Annotated in this window: 25 protein-coding genes; 15 read left to right on the forward strand and 10 right to left on the reverse strand. The window is 64.2% G+C overall.

The window, feature by feature from the left end; all coding sequences use genetic code 11:
* Positions 1 to 32: 32 nt before the first annotated feature.
* From ACVINW_RS24300 to ACVINW_RS24315, 4 genes are read left to right on the forward strand one after another with little or no spacing between them, the layout of a single operon-like run.
* Complete coding sequence (locus ACVINW_RS24300; RefSeq protein WP_456753634.1) at positions 33 to 917, forward strand: branched-chain amino acid ABC transporter permease; 885 nt, start codon at positions 33 to 35, stop codon at positions 915 to 917.
* A gap of 7 nt (positions 918 to 924) precedes the next feature.
* Positions 925 to 1,911 (forward strand): branched-chain amino acid ABC transporter permease, encoded by a 987-nt coding sequence (locus ACVINW_RS24305; protein ID WP_456753635.1) that lies wholly within the window; start codon positions 925 to 927, stop codon positions 1,909 to 1,911.
* Positions 1,908 to 2,678, forward strand: coding sequence for an ABC transporter ATP-binding protein (locus tag ACVINW_RS24310; protein WP_456756487.1), 771 nt, complete (start codon positions 1,908 to 1,910; stop codon positions 2,676 to 2,678). The genes ACVINW_RS24305 and ACVINW_RS24310 overlap by 4 nt, the downstream gene beginning before the upstream one ends.
* A 3-nt stretch (positions 2,679 to 2,681) precedes the next feature.
* Complete coding sequence (locus ACVINW_RS24315) at positions 2,682 to 3,386, forward strand: ABC transporter ATP-binding protein (protein WP_456753636.1); 705 nt, start codon at positions 2,682 to 2,684, stop codon at positions 3,384 to 3,386.
* A gap of 35 nt (positions 3,387 to 3,421) precedes the next feature.
* Here ACVINW_RS24315 and ACVINW_RS24320 read toward each other — a convergent pair whose 3' ends face one another.
* The gene (locus tag ACVINW_RS24320; RefSeq protein ID WP_456753637.1) at positions 3,422 to 4,573 is read right to left on the reverse strand and encodes a zinc-dependent alcohol dehydrogenase; all 1,152 of its coding nucleotides are present in this window, start codon (positions 4,571 to 4,573) and stop codon (positions 3,422 to 3,424) included.
* Positions 4,574 to 4,758: 185 nt separating this feature from the next.
* Here ACVINW_RS24320 and ACVINW_RS24325 point away from each other — a divergent pair, with 185 nt between their 5' ends.
* The 7 genes from ACVINW_RS24325 to ACVINW_RS24355 all read left to right on the forward strand — a co-directional run bounded on the left by ACVINW_RS24325 (position 4,759) and on the right by ACVINW_RS24355 (position 10,697).
* Positions 4,759 to 5,766 carry an ABC transporter substrate-binding protein gene (locus tag ACVINW_RS24325; RefSeq protein WP_456753638.1) on the forward strand — a complete coding sequence of 336 codons (1,008 nt, stop codon included), beginning with the start codon at positions 4,759 to 4,761 and terminating at the stop codon, positions 5,764 to 5,766.
* 37 nt (positions 5,767 to 5,803) lie between these two features.
* Entirely contained in the window at positions 5,804 to 6,619 is an 816-nt protein-coding gene (locus ACVINW_RS24330) for an ABC transporter permease (RefSeq protein ID WP_106329293.1), read from the forward strand.
* Between the two features lie 4 nt (positions 6,620 to 6,623).
* Positions 6,624 to 7,409, forward strand: a complete 786-nt coding sequence (locus tag ACVINW_RS24335; protein ID WP_456753639.1) for an ABC transporter permease — start codon at positions 6,624 to 6,626, stop codon at positions 7,407 to 7,409.
* Positions 7,406 to 8,464 carry an ABC transporter ATP-binding protein gene (locus tag ACVINW_RS24340; protein ID WP_456753640.1) on the forward strand — a complete coding sequence of 353 codons (1,059 nt, stop codon included), beginning with the start codon at positions 7,406 to 7,408 and terminating at the stop codon, positions 8,462 to 8,464. The genes ACVINW_RS24335 and ACVINW_RS24340 overlap by 4 nt, the downstream gene beginning before the upstream one ends.
* Positions 8,465 to 8,473: 9 nt before the next feature.
* Complete coding sequence (locus ACVINW_RS24345; RefSeq protein ID WP_456753641.1) at positions 8,474 to 9,313, forward strand: phosphodiesterase; 840 nt, start codon at positions 8,474 to 8,476, stop codon at positions 9,311 to 9,313.
* Between the two features lie 239 nt (positions 9,314 to 9,552).
* Positions 9,553 to 10,290, forward strand: a complete 738-nt coding sequence (locus tag ACVINW_RS24350) for a Crp/Fnr family transcriptional regulator (protein ID WP_456753642.1) — start codon at positions 9,553 to 9,555, stop codon at positions 10,288 to 10,290.
* A 137-nt stretch (positions 10,291 to 10,427) separates the two neighbouring features.
* Positions 10,428 to 10,697, forward strand: coding sequence for a hypothetical protein (locus ACVINW_RS24355; RefSeq protein ID WP_456753643.1), 270 nt, complete (start codon positions 10,428 to 10,430; stop codon positions 10,695 to 10,697).
* Between the two features lie 50 nt (positions 10,698 to 10,747).
* On the opposite strand, the gene ACVINW_RS24360 is transcribed toward ACVINW_RS24355, so the two are convergent.
* From ACVINW_RS24360 to ACVINW_RS24380, 5 genes are all read right to left on the reverse strand, one after another.
* Positions 10,748 to 11,842, reverse strand: a complete 1,095-nt coding sequence (locus tag ACVINW_RS24360) for an amidohydrolase family protein (protein ID WP_456753644.1) — start codon at positions 11,840 to 11,842, stop codon at positions 10,748 to 10,750.
* A gap of 187 nt (positions 11,843 to 12,029) precedes the next feature.
* On the reverse strand, positions 12,030 to 13,325 hold the full coding sequence (locus ACVINW_RS24365; protein WP_456753645.1) for a TRAP transporter large permease: 1,296 nt from the start codon (positions 13,323 to 13,325) through the stop codon (positions 12,030 to 12,032).
* A gap of 15 nt (positions 13,326 to 13,340) precedes the next feature.
* Positions 13,341 to 13,853, reverse strand: coding sequence for a TRAP transporter small permease (locus tag ACVINW_RS24370; RefSeq protein WP_456753646.1), 513 nt, complete (start codon positions 13,851 to 13,853; stop codon positions 13,341 to 13,343).
* A gap of 42 nt (positions 13,854 to 13,895) precedes the next feature.
* Positions 13,896 to 14,918, reverse strand: coding sequence for a TRAP transporter substrate-binding protein (locus ACVINW_RS24375; RefSeq protein WP_456753647.1), 1,023 nt, complete (start codon positions 14,916 to 14,918; stop codon positions 13,896 to 13,898).
* Between the two features lie 44 nt (positions 14,919 to 14,962).
* Positions 14,963 to 15,706: a GntR family transcriptional regulator gene (locus tag ACVINW_RS24380; protein ID WP_456753648.1), complete on the reverse strand. Its 744-nt coding sequence runs from the start codon at positions 15,704 to 15,706 to the stop codon at positions 14,963 to 14,965.
* Between the two features lie 81 nt (positions 15,707 to 15,787).
* Here ACVINW_RS24380 and ACVINW_RS24385 point away from each other — a divergent pair, with 81 nt between their 5' ends.
* The gene (locus tag ACVINW_RS24385; RefSeq protein WP_456753649.1) at positions 15,788 to 16,594 is read left to right on the forward strand and encodes an SDR family NAD(P)-dependent oxidoreductase; all 807 of its coding nucleotides are present in this window, start codon (positions 15,788 to 15,790) and stop codon (positions 16,592 to 16,594) included.
* Between the two features lie 14 nt (positions 16,595 to 16,608).
* Here the strand turns inward: ACVINW_RS24385 and ACVINW_RS24390 are convergent, their stop codons facing one another.
* Complete coding sequence (locus ACVINW_RS24390) at positions 16,609 to 17,310, reverse strand: molybdate ABC transporter substrate-binding protein (RefSeq protein WP_456753650.1); 702 nt, start codon at positions 17,308 to 17,310, stop codon at positions 16,609 to 16,611.
* Between the two features lie 33 nt (positions 17,311 to 17,343).
* Positions 17,344 to 18,270: a tripartite tricarboxylate transporter substrate binding protein gene (locus tag ACVINW_RS24395; protein ID WP_456756488.1), complete on the reverse strand. Its 927-nt coding sequence runs from the start codon at positions 18,268 to 18,270 to the stop codon at positions 17,344 to 17,346.
* A 198-nt stretch (positions 18,271 to 18,468) separates the two neighbouring features.
* Here ACVINW_RS24395 and ACVINW_RS24400 point away from each other — a divergent pair, with 198 nt between their 5' ends.
* The 3 genes from ACVINW_RS24400 (at position 18,469) to ACVINW_RS24410 (ending at position 22,619) form a co-directional block, all read left to right on the forward strand.
* Positions 18,469 to 19,539 (forward strand): extracellular solute-binding protein, encoded by a 1,071-nt coding sequence (locus ACVINW_RS24400; protein WP_456753651.1) that lies wholly within the window; start codon positions 18,469 to 18,471, stop codon positions 19,537 to 19,539.
* Positions 19,540 to 19,662: 123 nt separating this feature from the next.
* Positions 19,663 to 21,762 (forward strand): molybdopterin oxidoreductase family protein, encoded by a 2,100-nt coding sequence (locus ACVINW_RS24405; protein WP_456753652.1) that lies wholly within the window; start codon positions 19,663 to 19,665, stop codon positions 21,760 to 21,762.
* Positions 21,763 to 21,839: 77 nt separating this feature from the next.
* Positions 21,840 to 22,619, forward strand: a complete 780-nt coding sequence (locus ACVINW_RS24410) for an enoyl-CoA hydratase/isomerase family protein (protein ID WP_456753653.1) — start codon at positions 21,840 to 21,842, stop codon at positions 22,617 to 22,619.
* A 190-nt stretch (positions 22,620 to 22,809) separates the two neighbouring features.
* On the opposite strand, the gene ACVINW_RS24415 is transcribed toward ACVINW_RS24410, so the two are convergent.
* On the reverse strand, positions 22,810 to 23,238 hold the full coding sequence (locus tag ACVINW_RS24415) for a GlcG/HbpS family heme-binding protein (protein WP_456753654.1): 429 nt from the start codon (positions 23,236 to 23,238) through the stop codon (positions 22,810 to 22,812).
* Positions 23,231 to 26,209, reverse strand: a complete 2,979-nt coding sequence (locus tag ACVINW_RS24420; protein ID WP_456753655.1) for an FAD-binding and (Fe-S)-binding domain-containing protein — start codon at positions 26,207 to 26,209, stop codon at positions 23,231 to 23,233. Before ACVINW_RS24420 ends, ACVINW_RS24415 begins: the two co-directional genes overlap by 8 nt.
* Positions 26,210 to 26,227 lie beyond the last annotated feature (18 nt).

A 26,227-nucleotide genomic window follows, 5' to 3' on the forward strand; every position in this document is an offset into this window, starting at 1 on the left:
CGGTAGCGGTGCGCTTCGTCCGAGGGGCACAAATGGCGGGCCTGAGCTTCGATCTGATTGCGTTGCAACTGTTCGCCGGGCTGGCGCTTGGTGCGATCTACGTGCTGTTTGCGATCGGGCTCTCGCTGATCTTCGGGATGCTGACGGTCGTCAACTTCGCCCATGGCGCGTTCTACATGGTCGGCGCCTATGTCGGGCTTTATCTGGTCTCGATCGGGGGTAATTTCTGGATCTGTCTCGTGGCTGTGCCGATCCTGATCGGCCTGTTTGGCCTCGCGGTCGAGCGCGTGCTGATCCGGCCGCTCTACGGTCGCGGCATCGATTATCCGCTGCTGCTGACCTTCGGGTTGAGCTACGTGATGGTCGAATGCGTGCGCATCGCCTTCGGCAAGACTGGCTATCCCTTCGATACGCCGGAGGTCTTGCAAGGCGCCGTCAACATCGGTGTCGGCTATTTCCCGCTCTACCGTCTGTTTGTGATTGGAGCGACGGCCGTCGTCCTGCTGGCGCTCTGGCTGTTCCTGGAGAAAACCAGCTTCGGGCTCGTTATCCGCGCCGGCGCGCGCGATCCGCAGATCGTCCGCGTCCTTGGGGTCGATGTTTCCAGGGTCTGGTTGATCGTGTTCGGGATCGGTACGGCGATTGCGGGCCTTGCCGGGCTGTTGGCTGCTCCACTTCAGGGCGTTATTCCGGAGATGGGGGGCACCATCCTCGCCGAAGCTTTCGTCGTGACGGTGGTCGGAGGGATGGGGTCGATCGGCGGCGCCGTCCTTGCAGGCCTGCTGGTCGGTGTGGTGGTCAGCATCACTTCGCTGTTTGCACCCGAGATGGCCAAGGTTTCGATCTTTGCCCTGATGGCGATCGTTCTGATCGTGCGTCCCCAAGGGTTCTTCGGCCGCGCCGGATTGATGAGCTGAGCCCGGCATGACCGAAACGATTCAATCGATCAAACAGCCTCCTGCCACGACGGTCAGCTGGTACGAGTTCGCAACGCGGCATCGCGCCAGCATCGTGGCTGCGGTGATCCTGGTTTTCCCGTTGGTGATGCCGTTCACGGCGCTCGCCGTGAACATCCTGATCTATGGGCTCTACGCGCTCGGCTTCAACCTTGTGTTCGGCTATCTGGGCCTTCTGTCGTTTGGTCATGCGGCGCTGTTCGGGACTGGTGCCTATCTCTGCGGCATCGCCATCGTGCATTTTGGCTGGCCATGGTATGCGGCGATCGCTGCCGGCATCGCGGGTGGCCTGCTCATGGCGCTGCTGATTGGCGTGCTCGCGATCAGGACCCGCGGCATCTACTTCGCCATGGTCACGATGGCGCTGTCGCAATGCGTCTACTATCTGTTCTACCAGGCGGTTGACCTGACCGGCGGCGAGAACGGGCTTCGCGGCATCAATGTCCGCACCATCGATCTGTTTGGCTTGCGGATCGACTTCATCAATCCGATGATCCGGTACTACGTCATTGCGGCTTTCGTGATCGCCGCATTTTTCGTGATGTCGCGCATTCTTGCCTCGCCGTTCGGTGCCGTCATTGAAGCGGTGCGGGAGAACGAGATGCGCGCCCGTGCCTCGGGCTATGACGTGACCCTGACACGCTTGCTGACCTTCATTTTATCTGGCGGCTTCTGCGGCCTTGCTGGTGCTTTGCAGGCCTTGCATCTGTCGATCGTTCCGATCGAGATCCTGCACTATGAGACTTCGGGACTTGTCGTGATGATCGCTCTGCTCGGCGGGATGGGGACATTCTTCGGGCCGATGATCGGCGCGGCGGTTTTCCTGGTCCTGGAGAATATCGTCTCCGTGTGGACGGTTCACTGGCAACTGATCGTTGGCGCCATCTTCATTGCATGCGTGCTGTTCTTCCCCGCCGGCATCTGGGGCACGCTGATCGCGCGAGGCAAGCGATGACCGCCGCAGCAAACCAAGCCGGCGAGATCATTCTGCGCACCAGTGGCGTCGGCAAGACGTTCGGCAAGTTTGTCGCGCTGAACAACATCTCGGCCGAGTTTTCCAGGGGGGCGATCACCTCCATCATCGGTCCGAACGGGGCCGGAAAGAGCACCTATTTCAATTTGCTGTGCGGCGCTTTTCCGCCCACGAAGGGTAGCGTCGAGTTCGAGGGCAGGGACGTCACCGGCCTGCCGCAGCATCGCTTTGCTCACATGGGGATCGCAAAGTCCTTCCAGATCACCAGCGTGTTTCCGCAGCTCACGACGCGTGAGAACATCCGCGTCGGCCTGCAGGCTCTGGTGTCGCGATACGACCTCTGGCGGCCTCGCGCGCGCCTGACCGAACTGGTCGAGCGGGCGGACGAGCTGCTGGCTCTGGTCGGGTTGTGGGACTCCCGGGACCGCGCCGCCAGGACGCTGGCCCATGGCGAGCAGCGTGCGCTGGAGATTGGCATGGCGCTTGCCAGCCAACCCCGTTTGCTGCTGCTGGACGAACCGACGGCCGGCATGAGCCCGGAAGAAACCCGGACCATGATGGATCTGATCGTCAAGCTCGCCAAGGAGCGCACCGTCATCCTCGTCGAGCACAAGATGAAGCTGGTGCTCGGGATCAGCGATCGCATCCTGGTTCTGCACCACGGGGAACTGCTCGCCGAGGGAACGCCGCACGAGGTCCGGCAGAACGAGGCAGTGAAGCGCGTCTATCTCGGCCAGCGGGAGCATTGACGAATGCTGCAGATCAGCCAGCTCAATGCCTGGTATGGCGCAAGCCACGCGCTGCAGGACATCAGTCTCGAGGTGATCAGCGGCGAGATCGTCTGTCTGATCGGCCGCAATGGCGCCGGCAAGACGACGACGCTGAAATCGATCATGGGCTTGATGGGGCGGACGCGCGGCTCGGTCAGCTTCAAGGGCGAAGAGCTGCTGAATCGGCCGGCGCATGTGCGCTTCGCGTTGGGGCTCGCCTATGTCCCCGAAGAGCGGCGGATCGTGCAGGGGTTGTCGGTGCGAGAGAATTTGCGGCTCGGGCTGGTAGCGTCAAAGCAGAAGAAGCGGGAAGCCGAGTTGATCGACGAGATTTCCGTGATCTTCCCGCGGCTCGCCGAACGCATGGATCAGGAGGCGGTCACGATGTCCGGCGGCGAGCAGCAGATGCTGGCGATCGCGCGCGCGATGATCGCAAAGCCCGACCTGATCATGCTGGATGAACCGTCGGAGGGCATCATGCCCGTCCTGGTCGACGAGATGTTCGAGCTGTTCCGCAGCATGAAGGCGCAGGGAACGACGGTTCTGCTGGTTGAGCAGAACGTCGAGCTTGCGCTTGGTATCGCCGATCGTGCCTACGTCCTTGATCAGGGGGCGGTGGTGCACCAGGCGTCGGCGCAGGAGTTGTTGGCCGACGACGAGGTCAAGGAGCGCTACTGTTCGGTGTGAACCGGATCAGTGCTCCTGCGTCCGCACGATAGGCTTCATTCGGCAGCGCTCGCGATCGCGCCGGCCTTGCGATTGGTCAGCACGACCTTGATCGCGTCGTCGACGCGATCCCGCGCATATCTCAACGCGGTCGGCAGGTCGCCCAGCGGAAACGTATGCGTGTGGATCTTGGTCGCATCGAACCGCTTCGCCGCCATCAATTCCATCGCGCGATGGGTCGCGCTTTTGCCTTCGCCGCGGATGCCGTAGGCGTAGATGTTGTTTCGCACGAGATGCGCGATGTCCAGCGTCGCGGCCTCGTGCGGGAAGGCGGCCAGACAGATCTTGCCGCCACGATTGGTCATGTGAATGGCCTGGTTGAGTGTCGCTTCGGTGCCGGCGCATTCGACGACGTAGTCAGCACCGATCCCCCCTGTAAGTTGCTTCACCACCGCAACGGCGTCTTCGTCGTTGATGTTGATGACGCGATCGGCTCCCAATTCTCTGCCGATCGCGAGCCGCTTGTTGCGCGTGCCGGTCAGGATCACCGGGCTCGCGCCAAGCGCCTTGGCCACGGCAACTGCGAGAAGTCCGATCGGTCCTGGGCCGATCACCCCGACGCTCTCGCCGGCCACCAATCCCCCCAATTCCGTCAAGCCATACATCGACGTCCCGGCGGTCACCACGAGCGTCGCTTCCGCATCGCTCATGGTCTCCGGGACGCGTGCCAGCGTATTGATGTGATTGACCGCGTATTCGGCGAATCCGCCGTCGGTCGTGAAGCCGTTGGCGCGGTGACCCTTCTCCGGCTTTCCATAGTTGAGACAGGATGTGTACATGCCCTGGCGGCAGCGTTTGCATTGGCCGCAGCCGGCGTGGATTTCGACGCTGACCCGCTCGCCGATCCTGAACTCGTCCACATCAGGGCCGAGCGCGGCGACTGTGCCCATGTACTCGTGACCCGGCGTGAAATTCTTGTTGAAGGGCTGGCCGCCCTGAATGCTGGCCGGCGACCCGGCATGGATGATCTCGAGATCGGTGGCGCAGATTGCAACCGCGTCGATCCGGACCAGAACCTCGGCACGCGACGGGATCGGCGTTGGCTTTTCGCGAAGCATGAGCTCGTCGGGGTCGCCGAGGACCCAAGCTTTCATCAGGTCGGGGACGGGAAGGTCGGGCGATGTCTTGACGCCGGTTGGCTGGTACATGGGCGCTTCCTCTTTTGGCTGGCAGCCTAGCCCGAAATGACCGGCGGCGACGAGCGTCCCATCGTTGGCTTCGCATTTGCTGCACGGCAGCGAGCGCGTCGCAAAACCGTCATGCGCGATCTATACTTGGTCGCTCCGTTGATGTTGAAATCCGCATTGCATCCTCTCCCAGACCGGAGCCTCCCATGAAGACCGTCCGCCTTGTCCTTGCGTTGCTGGCGCTGACACTGATCGCGCCGTGGCAATCCGCCAAGGCGGCCGACGTGATCTGCTACAACTGCCCGCCGGAGTGGGCCGATTGGGCCTCGATGCTGAAGGCAATCAAGGCGGACCTCGACTACGACATCCCGCACGACAACAAGAATTCCGGCCAGGCACTGGCCCAGATCCTGGCCGAGAAGAGCAATCCGGTCGGCGATATCGGCTATTTCGGCGTGACCTTCGGTATGAAAGCCAAGGCGCAGGATGCGCTTGAGCCCTACAAGCCGGCGCATTGGGACCAGGTCCCCGCCGGCCTGAAGGATCCGGACGGCTATTGGACCACGATCCACTCCGGCACGCTCGGCCTGTTCGTGAACAAGGACGCGCTCGGCGGCAAGCCGGTGCCGGCCTGCTGGAAGGACCTCCTGAAGCCCGACTACAAGGGCATGGTCGGCTACCTCGATCCGTCGTCGGCGGCGGTCGGCTATGTCGGCGCGGTCGCGGTCAACCTGGCGCTCGGCGGCTCACCCAGCAATTTCGATCCCGCGATCAACTTCTTCAAGGAGCTGCGCAAGAACGATCCGATCGTGCCCAAGCAGACGTCGTATGCCCGTGTCGTCTCCGGTGAGATGCCGATCCTGTTCGACTACGACTTCAACGCCTATCGCGCGAAATATTCGGAGAAGGGCAACTTCGAGTTTGTGATTCCCTGCGAGGGTTCGGTGGTGTTTCCCTATGTTGTCGGTCTCGTGAAGAACGCGCCCGACAAGGAGAAGGCCAAGAAGGTGATGGACTATCTCTTGTCCGACAAGGGACAGGCGATCTGGACCAATGCCCATCTGCGTCCGGCCCGCCCGATCGAACTGCCGGCGTCCGTGAAGGGCAAATTCCTCCCCGACAGCGACTACGCCCGCGCCAAGAGCGTCGATTGGGGCGAGATGGAAAACGTGCAAAAAGCCTTCGTCGACCGCTATCTCGCCGAGGTCCGCTGAGGCAATATGGTGCTTCTCGCGGGGCACCATTCTTCCGATGTCGCAAAAATCCTTCGTTTGGCTCTGCCTGCTGCCGCTTGCGGTCGTGACCACGGCCTTCTTCCTGCTGCCGATGGCGCGCCTGGTGGTCGCAGGGGCTGAAGGGCCGCACGGGCTCGCCGGATATCTCGCCATCCTGACGGAAGGCCGCTATCGCGCGACGTTGATCAACACCGTGCTGCTGGCGGCGGCAACCACGGTCGTCACGCTGATCGTGGCGACGATTGCCGGAATGTTCCTGCAGCGGCACCGCTTTCCCGGCCGCGCCGTGCTGATCGCGATGCTGACCTTTCCGCTGGCGTTTCCCGGCGTTGTGGTCGGCTTCATGATCATCCTGCTGGCGGGGCGGCAAGGGCTGATCGGCGATCTCTCGAATCGGATTTTTGGCGAGAAGTTCGTCTTCGCCTATTCGATCTACGGGCTCTTCCTCGGCTATCTCTACTTCTCGATCCCGCGCGTGATCCTGACCATCATGGCCGCCGTGCAGAAGCTCGACGTCGGCCTCGAGGAGGCCGCGCGGTCGCTTGGCGCCAGCCCCTGGGCGGTGCAGCGCGACGTCGTGCTGCCGGCGCTGGCGCCGGCTTTCGTCGCCTCCGGCGCGATCGCGTTTGCGACCGCGATGGGCGCCTTCGGCACTGCCTTCACGCTGGCAACGAACATCGACGTGCTGCCGATGCTGATCTACACCGAGTTCACGCTGGCCGCCAACTTCGCGACCTCGGCGGCGTTGTCGGTGGGGCTTGGCCTGATCACCTGGCTCATCCTCGCGCTCGCCCGCACCTTCAGCGGCAGCGCGGTCGCGGCGGCCGGGTGAGCGCATGCGCGACCGCCTGATCTTCACCGGCCAGTTCGTCTTCACGCTGCTCGTTGCGGCATTCCTGGTGGTGCCCGCCGGGCTTTCGATTTCCGCCGGCGTCACCGTCAATTATTTCCGCGGCATCCAATCCGGCGTGACCCTGCAATGGGTCGCGCAGGTCTGGGAGCTCTATGCCGGTACCATCCTGCTCTCCTTCGTGATCGCATTCGCGACACTTGCGGTCACGCTGTTCGCCGGTGTCCCCGCGGCCTATGCCTTGCATACGCGTGGAGGCCGGCTCGCCCGCATCGCCGAGGAGATCATCACGCTGCCGCTGGCGATCCCCGGGCTTGCGATCGCCCTTGCATTGCTGCTGACCTATGGCGGCTTTGGCGACCTCCGCCGTTCCTGGCTCTTCATCCTGGTTGGCCATGTGATCTTCACCATGCCGTTCATGGTGCGGTCAGTGATGGCGGTGTTTGCGACGGTGGATATCAAGACGCTCGACGAAGGCGCCGCTTCGCTGGGAGCGTCGCCCTGGCGGCGCTTCTGCGACGTCATCGTGCCGAACGCGCTGCCGGGAATTCTCGCCGGCGCATTGATGGTGGTCACGCTGTCGCTCGGTGAATTCAATCTGACCTGGATGCTGCATACGCCGTTGACGAAGACGCTGCCGATCGGGCTCGCCGACAGCTACGCCTCGATGCGGCTCGAAGTGGCCTCGGCCTACACGCTGATCTTCTTCGTGATGATCATTCCGCTCTTGGTCGCGATGCAACTGCTGGCCGACAAGGATCACAAGCGATGAGTACGGCCGGTCACGGTGCAGCGGTGCGGATCGAGGCGTGCGGCAAGACTTTTGCCGACGGCACCCGCGCGCTCGATCCCGCAACCCTCGACATCTCGCGCGGCGAAACGCTGGTGTTGCTTGGCCCGTCAGGCTGCGGCAAGACCACAATGCTGCGCATCATCGCGGGCCTCGAGTTGCCGGATGCGGGCGGCAAGGTCCTGTTCGACGGCAAGGACATGACCTCGGTCCCGATCGAGCGGCGCAATGTCGGGATGGTGTTTCAGTCCTACGCCCTGTTCCCCAACATGACGGTGGCGGACAACATCGCCTATGGTTTGAAGATCCGCGGCGTCGCCAGGGACGAGCGCACCGCGCGCGTCGCCGACCTGGTGGCTCTGACCAACATCACGGGATTGGAAAACCGCCGCATCGAGCAGCTTTCGGGCGGCCAGCGTCAGCGCGTCGCGCTGGCGCGTGCGGTTGCGATCCGGCCCGGCATCTTGCTGCTCGACGAGCCTTTGACCGCGCTTGATGCCGCCCTGCGGGACCGGCTGCGGAGCGAGCTCAACCGGCTGCTGCGCGCACTTGGCATCACGACGATCTATGTCACCCACGATCAGGCCGAAGCCATGGAATTGGGCGACCGTGTTGTCGTGATGCGGAAGGGCGCGATCGCCCAGATCGGCACGCCGCGCGAGGTCTACTTTGCGCCGAAGGATCGGTTCGTCGCGGAGTTCATCGGCGCGGCGAATATCGTGGAGGCGCCGATCGAGAACGGCGTCTTGATCCTGCCCGGCGGGCGCTTGCCGATCGAAGGTGGCGCGACGACTGCGAACGCGACCGTGATGATCCGCCCCGAAACCATTCTCGTGGTGGACGCCGGCGCAGGGCAGCTCTCGGGAACCGTCGATGCCGTCAGCTTCATTGGCGACCGGCAGCGAATTGTCGTGAGCGCTGCGTCGAGCAAGCCGCTCAATGTCGACGCGCCCAATACGATCCAGGCCAAGGTCGGCGATCGCGTAGGGCTTTCGATCGCGCCCGACGCGCTTCGTCTTCTGCCTTCCGAACCCTGAGAATTATCGATGCCGTCGAAACCAGTCCTGATCGCGCAAATATCCGACCTCCACATCAAGCCGCCGGGAGCGTTGGCCTATGGCCGGGTCGATACCGCGAAGGCGCTTGAACGCTGTATTGCTGCGCTCAACGCATTTGCGCCGGCCCCCGATTTCGTCGTCATCTCCGGCGACCTCGTGGACACGCCCTCAGTCGAGGAATACGACTATCTGAAGCGCTTGCTCGCGCCGCTGCGCGTTCCGTTTGCCGGAATTCCCGGCAATCACGACTCGCGTGAGTGGATGCGCGCCGCGTTTCCAGCCGCGCGCTATGTCCACGCAGCGGGTCCGCTCGACCAGAAGATCGAGGTCAACGGGCTCGATCTTCTGCTGCTGGATTCAAGCGTCGCCGGCAAGCCGCACGGCATGCTGGAAGCGTCCACGCTGCAATGGCTGGATGCGGCGTTGGCGACCGGGGACGGCCGGCCGGCGCTGCTTTTCCTGCATCACCCGCCATTTAAGGGCGGCATCTGGCATATGGACCGGCAGGATCTCTTCAATGCCGACGCGTTGGCGGAAATCGTCAGGCGTCACCCGCGAGTGCGGTTGATCGGCTGCGGGCATGTCCACCGAGCCATGCTGACGACCTTTGCCGGGCTCCCCGTGACACTATGCCCTGCGCCGAACCACGCGGTCGACCTGGACCTTGGCCAGCTTCGGGAGCCGTCGTTCAAGGTGGAACCGGCTGCCTTTCACCTGCACACTTGGTTTCCCGGACAGGACTTCGGACAGCTGGTCACGCACCAGCTCCCGATCGGCCAGTTTGACGGGCCGCATCCGTTCTTTGGGCCGGACGGCAAGCTGCTGTGAGTCGGCTCGAACGGGGCGTCAAGCAGCGGTCGCCGGCTGCAATTGAGCGTTGTAAAGGAACATATTTATTCCAAATTGTACTTTGGATGCCCGCTATCCCGATGCCACCGGCCCGGACCTTTTGTTGCTGTAGGCCGCTGGCGGGGTTATAGTCGTCCCACTTTCATTGATCGATGGCCTCGTCGGTGCCCGCGCTGCTGGCGCACCGATCGAGCGCAACATATTCAGTCTGGATCAATATGACCGGTGCGCTCCCCATAGAACGAACTGCCGGTGCGCCGTCGTTTTCCAACAACAAGCTGTCGGTGCTGCGCAAGCATCCCTATTTCGCCGATCTCGAGCCCGAGGCATTCGATCAGCTCTGTCGCTATGCCAAGCACATCACGCTGAAGCGCGGCACGACGATCTTCTCCAAGGGCGATCCCGGCACCAGCCTGATTGCGGTGATTTCGGGCACGGTGAAGATCAGCATCTCGTCGCCGGACGGCCGCAATGCGATTCTGAACCTGATCGAGGCCGGAGAGATCTTCGGCGAGATCGCGCTGCTCGACGGCTTGTCGCGGACCGCCGACGCCACCGCCAACACCAATTGCGAGCTGTTCGTCATCGACCGGCGCGAGTTCATTCCGTTCGTGCGCAGCCAGCCGACACTGGCGATGAAGTTCATCGAGCTGCTGTGCGCGCGGTTGCGCTGGACCAGCGACCAGGTCGAGCAGGTGATCCTCCAGGACTTGCCCGGCCGTCTGGCGAGCGCGCTGCTGCGTCTCAGCGACAAGCACAAGCCGCAGGGGCGCACCATCTCGATCACCCAGCAGGAGATCAGCGAGATGGTCGGCATGACCCGCGAGAGCATCAACAAGCAGCTCCGCGCCTGGGCGACCCGCGGCTGGGTCAGGCTCGAGCATGGTGCGATCGTCGTGCTGAAGCCCGAGTCGCTGCAAGAGCTGGTCGACGCCGGGGCCGATGACGGGGAATAGCCGCTGCGGCGGCTCGGCCCGTCCGGGTCTCACGAAACGGTGAACCCGACAAAGCTTGTGAAACCATTCACATCGGTCTTGCGTGCCCTGCGGTAAGTGAACCCTCGGTGGATCACATCCGCAATGTGGAGGAATCCATGCAGGGCTCGTTCGACAATCGACGGCAGGACCCGGAGCGCAACTACCAAAGCTTCAGCTTCAAGCTGATCGCTTTGCCGGTACTGGTGATCGTTGCACTGATCGGGATGCTGGTCAGTCACCCCTCGGCGGTCACATGGGTATCGGACGCGGCGCAAGCGGAGTTCGCCGGAACTGAGGCCGTCTACGCCGATCCGGTGCCCAACGTCGCGGAGCTGGCGCCCACGGTTCAGCCGCGCAATCAGATGCGGACGGTGAGGGCCAACTGATCGTCGACACCGTCGTCGCGCGCCATGGCGCGACGACGACGGTTCAAACCTCACGCCGCAACACCGAGCAGCTTTGCCGCAGTCCGGCCGAGAATGTTGGCCTTGTCGTCGTCGCTCAGCGACGCGCAGGCGAAGATGTGGTCGACCGGCGCCAGTTGCCACGGATAGGGATAGTCGCTGCCCAGCACGATCTGGCCGGCGCCAACCTGGGCAGCGAGATGTCGGATCGCCTCGGGCGTGAAGATCAGCGAGTCGAAATAGATCTGCTTGAGGTATTCGGTCGGCGCCTTCTGCAGCTTGATCTCCGGATTGCATCCCTTCGGTCCGACCAGGCACGGATGGTCCGAGCGATCGGCGTAAGACGGGAGATAGCCGCCGCCATGCGCGGCAATGATCTTCAATCTCGGGAAGCGGTCGAGCGTGCCCTCGAAGATCAGGTGCGAGAGTGCGATCGTGGTCTCGAGCGGATTGCCGATCGTGTTGCCGAGCCAGCCATTGCCTGACAGCCGCTTGTTGAGCTCGGGCACGCCCTGCGGATGGATGAACAGGGGAGCGCCGAGTTCCTCGGCCTTGGCCCATACCGGGTGAAACCTGGGATCGGAGAATTCCACGCCGTCGACGACACCGCCGATCGCCGCACCCTTCAGGCCCTGCTTCTTGACCGCGGTCTCGAGCTCCTGGACCGCAAGGTCCGGCGCCTGCAACGTCAGCGAGGCGAAGGCGGCGAAGCGCTCGGGTTTCGAGGCGCAGAGTTCGGCGAGCTTTTCGTTCTGGATCTTCACGATCTTGCCCGCTAGATCGCGATCGCGGTCGTACCAGAACGGATTGATCGAGAGCACTTCCATGTCGACGGCCTGCGAATCCATCGCAGCGAGACGTTTGTCGATCTCGAGGAAGGCCTCGGCGGCGCCGTTGACCGGCGGCAGTTGATATTTTCCGGCGTCGGCGCCGAGCAGGGCGCCCGCCTCGCGGAAGTGGCAATGCGAATGAATGTCGATGGTCTTGACGCGCTTGCCGCCGACGCTGACCGGCAACTTCTGGCGCGCTTGCTGCGCGCTCGCGTTGTGGACGAGCCCACAGCCGCAGAACACGATGCCGGCCGCCGCCGCTGTGCCCGCTTTCAGGAAATCCCGCCTTGTGCTCATGACGATCGCCTCCCTGTCGTTTTGTTGTGGGCGGGGAGCGTAGGGATGCCGGCGAGCGGTCGCAAGATCGCACGCTGCGCGTGCCGCGCAATGTTGATCTGCTCAGACCGGCTTGACCCGGCCTTTTTCGATGATGTCAGCGCAATGCTGACGGGTTTGCCGCGCTTGTGCAAGATGTCGCTCGCGCTCAGTGCAGGACCTGGAGCTGCCGGGGCAACCATAGCGAGATTTCGGGGAGATAGGTCACGCACATCAGGACAAAGAACATCACCGCGTAGAACGGCCAGATCTTGCGCATGACCTGCTCGATCGTGACCTTGCCGACCGCACAGCCGACAAAGAGGATCGCGCCGACCGGCGGGTGGCAGAGGCCGATGCCGAGATTGAGCAGCATGATCATGCCGAAATGAACCGGATCGACGCCGAAATTCTTCATGACCGGCAACAGGATTGGCGTCGCGATCAGGATCGACGGCGCCATGTCGACGAGCGTGCCGAGCACCAGCAGCAGGACGTTGATCAGAAGCAGGATGACGTATTTGTTGTCTGAGATCGACAGAAAGAAAGCGGTCATCTTGGCCGGCATCTGGGTCAGCGCCATGATGTAGCCGACGCTGGAGGCACAGGCGATCAGCGTCATCACCATTGCGACCGTGCGGAGCGTGCGATGCAGCAGCACCGGCAAGTCGCGCCAGCGATAGTCGCGGTAGATGAACATGGTGACGAAGAACGCCCAGATGCAGGCGACGGCGCCGGCTTCGATGGCGGTGAAGATGCCGCCGAGAATGCCGCCCAGGATGATGACGAGGGTGATGAGGCCCCAGCCCGCATCGATCGCGATCCGGATCGCATCCTTGGCCGGCACGGTCTGGCCATGCGGATGCTTCTCGCGATAGGCGACCGCAAGGCACAGGATGATCAGCGAGAAGCCGAGCAGCAGCCCCGGGAATACGCCGGCCATGAACAGGGCGCTGATCGAGATCGTCCCGCCCGTCGCAAGCGAATAGAGCACCGCATTGTGGCTCGGCGGCACCAGCAGCGCCTGCACCGACGAAGTGATCGTCAGATTGGTCGCGAACACCCGTGGATAGCCGTTCGCTTCCATCTGCGGGATCATCACCGAGCCAATCGCGGATGTGTCGGCGACCGCCGATCCCGAGATGCCGCTCAGGAATGTCGTCGCCAGCACGTTGACGATCGAGAGGCCGCCACGCAGCCGGGTCAGCCCGACCAGCACGTCGGCGAACGCAACCAGCCGCCGGGCCATGCCGCCCTCCGCCATGATCGCGCCGGCCAGCACGAAGAACGGAATCGTAAGCATCGCGACCTTGCTGACGCCGTCGGATATCTTCAGCATCACCGCTTCCAGCGGAATGCCGATCCACAAGGCGCCAACGATCGCCGCCATCGCCAGCGAGTAGGCGATCGGCATGCCGATCAGGAAACAGAGCAACATGGTCGCGAGCAGGATGGAAATATCCATGGTTGCTTCCCGTGATCAGTCGATCGATGCGTCGCGATGCGGGCCGATCGGATCGGGCGGTGCGCCCAGAAAAATCCGCTCGATGATGAAAAGCAGCAGGCAGCCGCCGCCGATCGGGATCGGAAGATAGGTGACACCGACCGACAGCGACGGGAAATCGGCGATCGTGTTGTACCAGGTCACCTCGACGAGCCGGGCGCCCCAGATGATCATGAACAGCGCGATGAGCCCCATCAGCAGCTGGACGACCAGATCCACGACGTTGCGCAGCGGGTCAGGCAGCTTGCCGGCGAAATATCCGACGTTCATGTGCAGGTTGAGCCGATAGCCCGCGGCCGCGCCGATGAACGTGACGACGATGGTGAGCAACACCGCGAGCGGTTCGGGCCAGGATGCGGCGCTGTTCAGCACATACCGGGTGAACACCGCCCAGGGGATGACCGCTGAAATCAGCACCAGCGCCGCACAGCCCGTGATGACGCAGGTGAGATACAAATAGTCCATCGCGCGGCGATATGATCCGGCCATGACCTTGTCCTGTCAGATGTCGATGTCCTGTGTGACGTGGAGTCAGGCCGACTGGATACGCCCGATCATGTCCTGGTATTTCGGGCCGTATTTGTCCCACACTGGCTTGACCGCGTTCTGGAATGGCGTCTTGTCGGCGATCTCGATGATCTCGCACCCGGCGGCTTTCGCCTTGTCCATCGCCTGCTGCTCATAGGTGTTCCAGAGGCCGCGCTCTTCCATCTGCGCCTCGCGGGCAAGCTTCTTGATCAGCGTCTGGTCATTGGCTGACAGCGCAGACCAGGCTCGCTTCGAGAACACCAGCAGTTCGGGAACGATCAAATGCTCAGTGAGTGAGAAGTGCTTCGCTGCGGTGTAATGATTGCTGAACACGTAGCTCGGAGGGTTGTTCTCGGCGCCGTCGATGACGCCGGTCTGCAGCGCGCTGAACACCTGATCGTAGCCCATCGCGACTCCGTTGCCGCCGAGCGCATTCATCATGTCGATGAAGATCGGATTGCCTATGACGCGGAACTTGAGGCCCTTGATGTCGGCGATCGTCTTGATCGCGCGCTTGGTGTTGTAGAGGCTGCGGGCTCCGGAGTTCATCCAGCACAGCGCGACAAGGCCGGCGTTTGGGCTCGCCGTGATCTTGTCCAGCAGCTCCTGGCCGATCGGGCCGTCCATCATCCGCTCCGCATGCGCCATGTTCTTGAACAGGAACGGCATGTTGACGACGTTGATGTCGTCGACGATGGGTCCGATCGAGCCCGCGCTGACGCGCAGCATCTGGATCGCGCCGATCTGGGTCTGCTCGATGGTTTCCTTCTCGCCGCCGAGCTGCATCGAGGGGAACATCTGCACCGACAGGCGGCCGTTGGTCGCTTCCGCGAGCTTCTTGCCGAGATTTTCCGTCGCGACCACGGTCGGGTAGCCGGGCGGCTGGACGTCGGACGCCTTGAACACGGCCTTCGACTGCGCGAAGGTCGGGCTCGCCGCGACCGCGCCCAGGCCGGCTGCGATCTTGATCACTTCGCGGCGGTTGAGCCCGCCATCGCGGTGCTGCGCTCGATCGGTAGCGTTCATGTTGTTTCCTTCCAAAACTGCCTGGCCGGAGTCTCCGGCCGCGGTCATGCCGGCTCGCTTCGCTGATCGAAGAATTCCGGATTGTTGTGCCGGGTAGCCGAGATGTCGGCCAGCAGCCGTTCGAGATGGGTGACCATTGCGGCGCCGGCGCGCACCGCGTCATGCGCCTCGATCGCGGTCATGACGGCCTCATGCTCCGCGATGACCTCGGCCATCCGCCCGCGTTGCGGCAGGGTCAGGCGTCGGAAGCGGTCGACGTGGACCTTGACCTGCAGGATCAGCTTCCAGATGCCGGGATGCCCGGCGACGTCGGCGATGGCTGCGTGAAAGGCCTCGTCGGCCTGATGGAATGCCTCGCGATCTCCGGCCATGTCGGCCTCGCGTTGGCGTTCGAGGATCGCGTGCAGGCCGAGGATTTGGCTGGCGCTGGCGCGCTCTGTCGCCATCCGCGTCATGGTTTCCTCCAGCGACCTGCGGACGATGATCGCCTCGGGCAGGGCGGCGAGCGGGATGCGCGACACGAAGATGCCGGATTGCGGGAAGATCTCGACCAGGCCCTCGTCCGACAGCCGCAGGATGGCCTCCCGCACCGGTGTCCGGCTCACGCCATAGGAACGAGCGATTTCGGTCTCGAGGATCGGGTCGCCCGGCTTGCGCTGCAACGAGACGAGCTCGGCTCGCAGCTCGGCATAGATCCGCGCGGCCGCCGTCGCGGTCCGCGGGCGGCCGGTCCGCCTATGGCCGGCGATGTTGCGGAGCTGCGGCTTTTTCGGCGAGCGCGCGGGCATTGTTGCTCCCAGAATTGATATATTAGTATATGAACTCATCGTCGAAGGCAAACGCGCATCGTTCGCGTCTCGGGAGGTCCCATGACCGACTACCGCAAGCTGTTTGATCTCACCGGCAAGACCGCCGTGGTGTTGGGCGCCGCCTCTGGTATTGGCAAATCCTCGGCTGAAGCGCTGGCGTCGCTCGGCGCGCGCGTGCTGTGCGCCGATCGCACACAGGAAGGCGCCGATGCGGCGGCTGCTGCGATCCGCGCGCAGGGCGGATCGGCCTCGGCCGCTACCTGCGATGCCGCCGATCGTGCCGACGTCGAGGCCTTGGCGGCGAGGGCGCTGGCGGAATTTCAGCGCGTCGACATCGCGGTGACGACGCCGGGGCTGAACATCCGCAAGACCATCATCGATTATACCGAGGAGGACCTCGACCGCGTCATCAATCTCAACATCAAGGGCACGGTCTGGTTCTTCCAGGCGTTCGGCCGCATCATGGTCGCGCAGCAGGGCGGCAGCCTGATCGCCTGCTCCTCGGTGCGCGCGGTGACGATCGAGCCGGGGCTTGCGGTCTATGGCTCGACCAAGGCCGCGATCGGTCTTCTGGTGAAGGGCTTCGCATCCGAGGTGGGGCGATCCGGCGTCCGCGTCAACGCGATCGCGCCGAGCATCGCGGAGACCGCGCTGACCGGCCCATTCAAGCAGCGGCCCGATATCTACAATCTCTATGCCGGCCACACCGTGTTCAACCGCTGGAGCAGCGCCGACGAGGTCGCCACCGCCGTCGCTTACCTCGCCTCCGATGCGGCGAGCTATGTCAGTGGCAGCACGCTGTTCGTCGATGGTGGCTGGACCGCGGTCGATGGACCGCCAACGGGCCTCACGCAGCTGGCGCGCTGAAAGGCGAGTCCGAGTCAGCCGGAGACGAAGCCAGCCTGATTGCGCAGCTTCGACGTCTCCGGCGAGGTCAGCAGCGCGATCAGGCGTTGCGCCTGCGATGCAGCCATCGCCTGCGTCGCAACGGCGGCGGTGTACATGGTCGCGAGCCCGCATCCCGGCGGCAAGGTGGCCGACAGCACGACGCCACTGGTACTGATGATCTCGGTGGTTTGCGTGCAGCCGATCGACCGCCGGTCGCTTGACTCGGCCAGATGCCGCATCGCCGTAGCGCCGTTGGGAAAGATCTTTAGCCGATCGGCGACGACATCGGCGATGTCGAGTTGTGCAAGCACCTTGGCGACGTGAATGCCGGCGGTTGAAGCCTTGATATCCGGCACGAAGATCGCGTCAGCATCGAGCAGCACCGTGCGCAGGCCGGCTGCATCCTCGGGGCGCGCCGGCGGATCGCCTGCGCGGACCGCCAGCGCGGTTTCGACGCGGCCGATGTCGGCGATCGACGACCGCACGACAAGCCCTTCATCGGCCAGTGTCGCGATCAGGGCCGCGGTGAGGATGACGATGTCGGTCGGAACACCGGCGCGCAGTCTGTCGGCCATGGCGCCGACCGCGCCGAAATCGCCGCCAACGACGAAGCCGGTTTCGGCTTCGAATGCTGGTCCGAGGCTGCGCACCAGGCCCTGCGCCGCGCCTCCGCTCAGGATGTTCAACGTCTTCATGCGTACCGTTCCATTGGCGTTGCCGTTGTCCGTCTATTGGTTCTTGTCGAACCGTTTGACGACGTCTGCCCACTTCACGATATCGGCGCGCAGGAATTGGTCGAACGCCTCCGGCGTCATTTGCATCGGCACCGCGCCTTGCGCGGCCCAGAGGTTCTCGACGTCCGGCCGCTTGATCGCTGCATTCACGGCTGCGTTCAGCTTGTCGATGATCGGCTTCGGTGTCCGTGCCGGCGCCATCAGGCCGAGCCAGATCGTCGCCTCGTATCCGGCAACGCCAGCCTCGATCACCGTGGGAACGCCCGACAGCACTGCTGAACGAGTCTTTCCGGTCGTTGCCAGCGCCCGCACCTGGTTTTCGGCGACATTCGGCGCCATTGCGGGAACGGCATCGATCATCATCTGGACCTGGCCGCCGATGATGCCGCTGCGGGCTTCACCACTGTTGCGATAGGGCACGTGCACGGTGTCGATTCCGGCCATGGCTTTGAACAATTCGCCGGCCATGTGATACGGCGTGCCCTGGCCGGACGAAGCATAGTTCAGCTTTCCGGGCTGCGCCTTTGCCAGCGCGATGAATTCCTGCAGCGTCTTCGCCGGCACGGCGGGGTGGACCACGATCACGAGATCCGACGTGTTCAGCGATGCGATCGGCGTCAGGTCGCGCATCAGCTCATATTTGCGCTGCGGCACCAACGACTCATTCGCGGTCTGGGTATTCGACATCGTCAGCAGGGTGTAGCCGTCGGCCGGCGCCTTCGCGACCTCGAGCGTGCCGATCACGCCGCCGGCGCCGGTGCGGTTCTCGACCACGAAGGGCTGGCCGAGGCCTTCCTGCAGGATGTTGCCGATCTGTCGCGCCACGACATCTGCCGGTCCGCCGGGGCCGAAGGGAACGATGATCCTGACCGGTCGCGCAGGGTAGTCTTCAGCATCCGCATGCGAGCTCGAGATAGACATGCTCAGCAACGCGGCGACAAACACCAAGGCGCACCGAAAGCCCGCCATTGATCGCTTCCCCCAACTTTAGTCTTGTTTCTTGGCGAGAAGTCTAGCTGCAACCTGAAGCGTCTGTCGACGACAGACTCCGTTCTCGCGCATCGGAATGAGGGCGGGAGGACGGTGTACTTAAACTTCGCCACTGAGTGCGGGAATCATATGAGGAAACATCCTGGGCTGTCGCGCCGCGAAATGCTGAAGGGCACCGGTGCCGTGCTGGCAGGGGCCGCCTTTTCAACCCGCGTGATGGCCGCCGCGCCACCCGCGGAACCAGTGACGCCGACATTGATCGCGGCGGCGAAGAAAGAGGGGCAGGTCGTCTACTACACCTCGACCGATCTGCCAGTCGCCGAGAAGCTGGCGAGGGCGTTCGAAGCGAAATATCCCGAGATCTCCGTGCGCGTCGAACGCACCGGCGCCGAGCGTGTGTTCCAGCGGATCGGCCAGGAATATGCCAGCAACATTCACGCTGTCGACGTCGTCAACTCCTCCGATGCCGCGCATTTCATCGTGTGGAAGCGGGACGGCATTCTGGCGCCCTATGTCCCGGAGGAGGTCGCACGATTCTATCCGGAGGAGCATCGCGATGCCGACGGTCAGTTCGCAAGCTTCCGGGTCTGGCTGTCGATCATTGCCTACAATACCAGCCTCGTGAAGGCCGAGGAGGCGCCGAAGAGCTTTGCCGATCTGCTCGATCCGAAATGGAAGGGCAAGATCGTGAAGGGGCATCCCGGCTATAGCGGCACCATCATGACTGCGACCTACCAGATGCAGCGCGATCTCGGCTGGAGCTTCTTCGAGCAGCTCGCCAAGCAGAACATCATGCAGGTGCAGTCCTCGACCGATCCGCCGAAGAAGCTCGATCTCGGCGAGCGCGCTGTCATGGCCGACGGCAACGAGTACAACATCTTCCAGATGAAGGAGATGGGCCGCCCGGTCGAGCCGGTCTATGCCACCGAGGGATCACCGCTGATCGTTGGCCCGAATGGTGTCTTCAAGGACTGTCCGCATCCGAATGCCGCCAGGCTGTTCCAGTCCTTCGCGCTCGGCCGCGAGGGGCAGCAGCTCAACATCGAGATCGGCGGCCTCAGGTCCGTCCACGCGCAGGTCCCGGAGAAGGCCGGACGCAAGCCGCTGAAGGACATCAAGACGATGAAGGATGATCCTGCCGCGGTGGAGCGGGAAGGGGACGCGATCAAGTCGCACTACACTCGCATCTTCCGCGTTTGACCGACGGGGCGAGCGGATCGCAGTCCGGTCTCGGCGCCTGCCGCATGGCTCATGCCCGGTTTTCGCCCGGACTGGGCAATAATGCCCCTCGGCGGAGGCGATATTTGATGTTACCAATTTGGCATGAACCAGCATGCCAAGGTCGACATCCGCCATTCCACCTGCCCGCACGACTGCCCGTCGGCATGTGCGCTCGACGTCGAAGTCATCGAGGGCCGCTCGATCGGCAGGGTCCGCGGCTCCAAGCAGCAGAGCTATACAGCCGGCGTGGTCTGCGCCAAGGTCGCACGCTACGCCGAGCGGATCCATCATGCCGAACGGCTGATATATCCGATGCGCCGGACCGGGCCGAAGGGCTCCGGCCAGTTCGCGCGGATTTCCTGGGACGAGGCGCTGGACGAGATCGCGGCGCGCTTCAACGCCGCCGAGCGGGAGTTCGGCGCCGAATCGGTCTGGCCCTACTACTACGCCGGCACGATGGGGCTCGTGATGCGCGACGGCCTCAACCGACTGTCGCATGTGAAGAAGTATTCGCGCTTCTACGGCACGATCTGCGCAACCATCGCGCGCATCGGCTTTGCCGCCGGGACCGGCAAGATCGCCGGCGTCGACCCGCGCGAGATGGGCGTGTCCGATCTCATCGTGATCTGGGGCACCAATCCGGTGAACACCCAGGTCAACGTGATGACGCATGCCTCGCGCGCGCGGAAGGAGCGCGGCGCCAAGATCGCGGCGGTCGACGTCTACAACAACGAGACCATGAAGCAGGCCGACATCAAGATCCTGCTGCGGCCGGGGACCGACGGCGCCTTCGCCTGCGCTGTGATGCATGTGCTGTTCCGTGAGGGATTTGCCGATCGCGAGTACCTTGCACGCTACACCGATTGCCCCGACGAGTTGGAAGCACATCTGAAGACCCGGACGCCGGAATGGGCCTCGGCGATCTCGGGCGTGCCGGTCGAGGAGATCGAGGCATTCGCGCGGCTGGTCGGACAGACCCAGCGCTCGTTCTTCCGTCTTGGCTACGGCTTCACCCGCAGCCGTAACGGCGCCGCGCAGATGCACGCGGCGCTGTGCATTCCCGCGGTCACCGGTGCCTGGCAATATGAGGGCGGCGGTGCGTTCTTCAACAATGCCGGGATCTGGCGCTTCGACGAGTCGATCATCGAGGGCCACGACGCGATCGATCCCTCGACGCGGGTGCTCGATCAGTCACAGATCGGCCGGATCCTGACCGGCGATGCCGAAGCGTTGAAGGGCGGCGGGCCGGTCAAGGCGATGCTGATCCAGAACACCAATCCGATGACGGTGGCGCCCGAGCAGGCGCTGGTGCGCCAGGGCTTTGCCCGCGAGGATCTGTTCGTCGCGGTGCACGAGCAGTTCATGACCGAGACGGCGCGGATGGCCGATATCGTGCTGCCGGCGACGATGTTCATGGAGCACGACGACCTCTATTACGGCGGCGGTCATCAGCACATCTCGGTCGGCCCGAAGCTGATCGATCCGCCGGGCGAGTGCCGTTCCAACCACGAGGTGCTGCAGGGGCTCGGCCGCCGTCTCAACGCCGTGCATCCCGGCTTCGACATGACGGCGCGCGAATTGATCGACGCGACGCTGCAAAAGAGCGGGCATGGCGATATCGCGACGCTCGAGGCCGAGCTGTGGCGCGACCTGCAACCCGATTTCCGCACCTCGCACTATCTCGACGGCTTTGCCCACGCCGACAAGAAGTTCCACTTCAAGGTGGATTGGGGCAAGGTGCCGGTCGGAACCGGCGGGCTGCTGGGCGCATGGGACAAGATGCCCTCGCTGCCCGACCACTGGACCATCATCGAGGAGGCGGACGCGCAGCATCCGTTCCGGCTGGCGACGTCGCCCTCGCGCAGCTTCCTCAACACCAGCTTCAACGAAACACCGTCGTCGCAGGCCCGCGAGGGCGCGCCGACCGTGATGATCCATCCCGACGATGCGGTCGCGCTGTCGATCGCCGACGGCGAGGCCGTCACGCTCGGCAACATGCGCGGCGAGACCACGCTGACCGCAAAGCTGTTCGATGGCGTGCGCCGCGGCGTGCTGATCGCCGAGTCGATCCATCCGAACAAGGCCCATATCGGCGGCCGCGGCATCAACATGCTGACCGGGGCGGAGGCCGTCGCACCGCTCGGCGGTGCCGCGTTCCACGACAACAAGGTCTGGATCAGGAAGGCGTCTGCGGGCGCCTGAATCGTGCTTGCAGTCGGCGCCGATCCTGCCGCAAATGTGGGCTGACAACAGCACACAGGCACAAACAGGCAGGAAACATGACCGACAACAGCGTTCTCTTGGAAAAGCGCGGGCAGGCCTTCTGGATCACCATCAACCGCCCGGACAAGCGCAACGCGCTCAATGCCGGCGTGATCGCCGGCATCGCGAAGGGCTATCGCGAGGCGCATGACGACAAGGACGTGCGCGTCATCGTGCTGACCGGCGCCGGCGACAAGGCGTTCTGCGCCGGTGCCGATCTGCAGAACAGCGGCGCGGCGTTCTCGATGGATTTCTCGCGGCCCAATGTCGACTACGCCGACCTGTTGCGGCTGTCGCAGAGCGCCACAAAACCCGCGATCGCGCGGGTCGGCGGCGTCTGCATGGCCGGCGGCATGGGCCTGTTGTGCATGACCGACATGGCGGTCGCCGCCGATGGCGTGATCTTCGGCCTGCCCGAGGTGAAGGTCGGCGTGTTTCCGATGCAGGTGCTGAGCCTGCTGCAGTCGATCGCGCCCGCGCGTCTGATCAACGAATGGGCGCTGACCGGCGAGCCGTTCGACGCTAGGGCTGCCCAGGCCGCGGGCCTGCTCAACTACGTGGTGCCGGCGGCCGAGCTCGACGCCAAGGTCGATTGGCTGATCGGCCGCATCGTCGACAAGTCGCCGACCGCGATCCGGCGCGGCAAATACGCGATGCGCGCGATCGCCTCGATGTCGTTCGATGAAAGCATCGCCTACACCGAAAGCCAGATCGCGCTGCTCGCGATGACCGAGGACGCCAAGGAAGGCCTCAAGGCTTTCGGCGAGAAGCGCAAGCCGACCTGGACCGGCCGTTGAGGCATCGCCGTGCCGCTTCAGCCGCCCGCATGCGGCCGCCGCAGGCGCGCACTATCAAAACATGGGAAACAACCCCATGCAAAGGAGCCGACGCGGCCAACGTTCGACAAGGCAGCTTGACACGTCGGGCAAATCAGGGGTAAGTTTCTAATATTCCGAAAATTTTGCGCTCGGCTCGCCCGATCGCGTATCAGCCCGCGTTGGCCTTCAGGCCGGCGGCCTCGATGCCGGCGAGGGCACAGATCTCGTCATTGTCGGAGGTGTCGCCACTGACGCCGACGGCGCCGAGCAGGGCGGTGCCGTCCATGATCAGCACGCCGCCGGGAACCGGCACCAGCCGGCCCTGCGCCAGCGTGTTCACGGAATCGATGAAATAGGCCTGCTCCTGCGCGCGCTGGAACAGCGCCCGCGATCCCATGCCGAGCGCCAGCGCGCCATAGGCCTTGCCATGGGCGATCTCGGCCCGCATCAGGCTGGTGCCGTCCTGGGCTGCCGTCACCTTTACCGCACCGCGCGCGTCGAGGATGGTGACGACCAGCGGCTTCAGCTTCTTCTCGACACCCTTGGCGAGCGCGGCATCCAGGATCTTGCGGGCGGTGTCGAGGGTGAGCTCAGCCATGGGCCTCTTCCTTTGTTGGCAATGATGGGTCGGATTTCGATGTCGCACGTTTCAGGCTCATCGCCAATACGCTGGCGACATGCAGCGGCGTGCGGCCGCTGCCGTCCTTGATCTGATGCCGGCACGAGGTGCCGTCGGCCACGATCAGCGTGTCCTGATCGGCGCCGCGCACCGCAGGGAGTAGCGACAGCTCGGCCATCTCGATCGAGGCCTGGTAGGTATCGGCGCCATAGCCGAACGCGCCGGCCATGCCGCAGCAACTCGACTCGATAGTTTTGACCTCGAGCCCCGGGACCAGCCGCAGCACCTTCTCCACCGGCTTGAACGCGCCGAAAGATTTTTGGTGGCAGTGGCCGTGCACGACAGCCTTGCTCGCGACCGCGCCGAGCGGCAGGGCGAGGCGCCCGGCTTCCGCCTCGCGCACCAGGAATTCCTCGAACAGCAGCGCGTGCGCGCTGACGGCCTTTGCGGCGCCATCCGATCGCAGCGACAGCAGCTCGTCGCGCAGCGTCAAGAGGCAGCTCGGCTCCAGGCCGATGATCGGCACGCCGCGTGCCGCGAACGGTGCGTAGGTTGCAACCAGCCGGCCGAGCTCGGCGCGGGCCTGCTCAACCAGTCCGGCCGACAGGAAGGTGCGCCCGCAGCACGGCGGACGGGCGCCATCCGATGGTCTCGGCAGATGGACGCGATAGCCGCCGGCAACGAGCACCTCGAGTGCAGCGTCGAGATTCTCCCGCTCATAGCCGCGGTTGAACGTATCGGCGAACAGCACCACTTCGCGGCCATCCGGCGGGCCGAGCACCTCGGCATCGGGCCGGAAGGTGTCGCGGCGAAATTCCGGCAGCGCGCGTTTGGCGCTGATGCCGGCGATTTTCTCGAACAGCGCGCGCAGCAGCGGGCTGCGGTTGCGCCAGTTCGCGATCGGCGCAAGGCGCGAGGCGAGATCGACATAGCGCGGCAGATAGCCGACCAGCCGGTCGCGCAGCGACAGGCCTTGCGTCGCGGCGCGTGCCGCCAGCACCTCGATCTTCATCTTGGCCATGTCGACGCCGGTCGGGCATTCGTGGCGGCACGCCTTGCAGGAGACGCAGAGTTTCAGCGTCTCCACCATCGCGTCGGAGGCGAGCGCATCGGGCCCGAGCTGGCCCGAGATCGCGAGCCGCAGCGTGTTGGCGCGGCCGCGGGTGACGTCCTTTTCATTGCGGGTCGCACGATAGGACGGACACATCACGCCGCCTTCGAGCTTGCGGCAGGCGCCGTTGTTGTTGCACATCTCGACGGCGCCCTGGAAGCCGCCGCCGGCGCCGGGATACGCCGACCAGTCGAGCACCGTCTTCATTTCACCGACGCGATAGTCCGGCGAGAAACGGAACAGCGAGCGGTCGTCCATTTTCGGCGGATCGACGATCTTGCCCGGGTTGAGCGTGTTGGTCGGATCGAAGCGCTGCTTGACCTCGCGGAAATCGGCGACGATGCGCGCGCCGAACATGGTCTCGTGGAATTCCGAGCGCACCAGGCCGTCGCCGTGCTCGCCGGAATGCGAGCCCTTGTATTCGCGCACCATCGCGAAGGCTTCCTCGGCAATGGCGCGCATTGCCTTGACGTCCTTCTCAAGCTTGAGGTTGAGCACCGGGCGCACATGGAGGCAGCCCTCGGAGGCGTGCGCATACATCGTGCCGCGGGTGCCGTGCTTGGCGAACACGGCATTGAGCCGCTCGGTGTAGTCGGCGAGATGCGGCAGCGGCACCGCGCAGTCCTCGACGAACGAGACCGGCTTGCCTTCCTGCTTCATCGACATCATGACATTGAGGCCGGCGGCGCGGAAATCGGCGATGCCGGTCTGCAGCGCGGGCTCGACGATCTCGACCACGCCGCCCCATTTGCGCTGCGGCTTGTCCCAGCCGAAGCCGAGGTCGCCCATCAGTTCGCCGAGCTGCTTCAGGCGGGCGAGATTGTCGGCCTGATCCTCTTCCGCGAATTCGACCACCAGGATGGCGTCGGGATCGCCGCGCACGGCCGCCGAGATGATCGGCTGGAACATCGCGATCTCGCGCCCCAGCGCGATCATGGTGCGATCGACCAGCTCGACGGCAATGGGCCGCAGCTTGACCAGATGCTGGGCTGCATCCATCGCTTCATAGAAGCTGCCGAAATGGCAGACGCCGAGCGCCTTGTTGCGGATCACGGGCCACAGCTTGAGCTCGACCTGCGTGGTGAAGGCCAGCGTCCCCTCGGAGCCGACCAACAGATGCGCCATGTTGTTCGGCGCGTTGCGCGGCACCAGCGCATCGAGGTTATAGCCGCCGACGCGGCGCTGCACCTTGGGGAATTTGTCCGCGATTTCGGCGGCCTCGCGCTCGCCGAGATCGAGCATCTCGCGAAACAGCTTCAATCCGCTGTCGGACGCATTGATCCGCGTCAGATCGCGCGGCACCTCGCCGAAATGCAGCAGCGTGCCGTCGGCGAGCGCGGCGTCCATCGACAGCGTGTTGTCGCGCATCGTGCCGTAGCGCAGCGAGCGGCCACCGCAGGAATTGTTGCCGGCCATGCCGCCGATCGTGGCGCGCGACGCTGTGGAGACGTCGACCGGAAACCACAGCCCGTGCTTTTTCAGCTGGCGGTTGAGGTCATCGAGCACGATGCCGGGCTCGACCACGCAGGTGCGGGCCTCGACGTCGAGCGAGACGATCCGGTTCAGGTGCTTGGAGAGATCGACCACGATGCCGTCATTGACGGTCTGGCCGCATTGCGAGGTGCCGCCGCCGCGCGGGGTCACGATCCGCCCGGCGTCGCGGACGATCGACAGCGTCCGCAGCGCCTCGTCAACGGTGCGGGGCACCACCACGCCGGCGGGCATGATCTGGTAGAACGAGGCGTCGGTCGCGTAGCGGCCGCGGTTGAAGGCGTCGAAGAAAATGTCGCCGGTCAGTTCGGAGCGCAGGCGCTGTTCGAGCGAGGAGACGTTCTTCATCCCAGATCCGATGTGATC

It is taken from the genome of Bradyrhizobium sp. USDA 4461 (assembly GCF_054055655.1).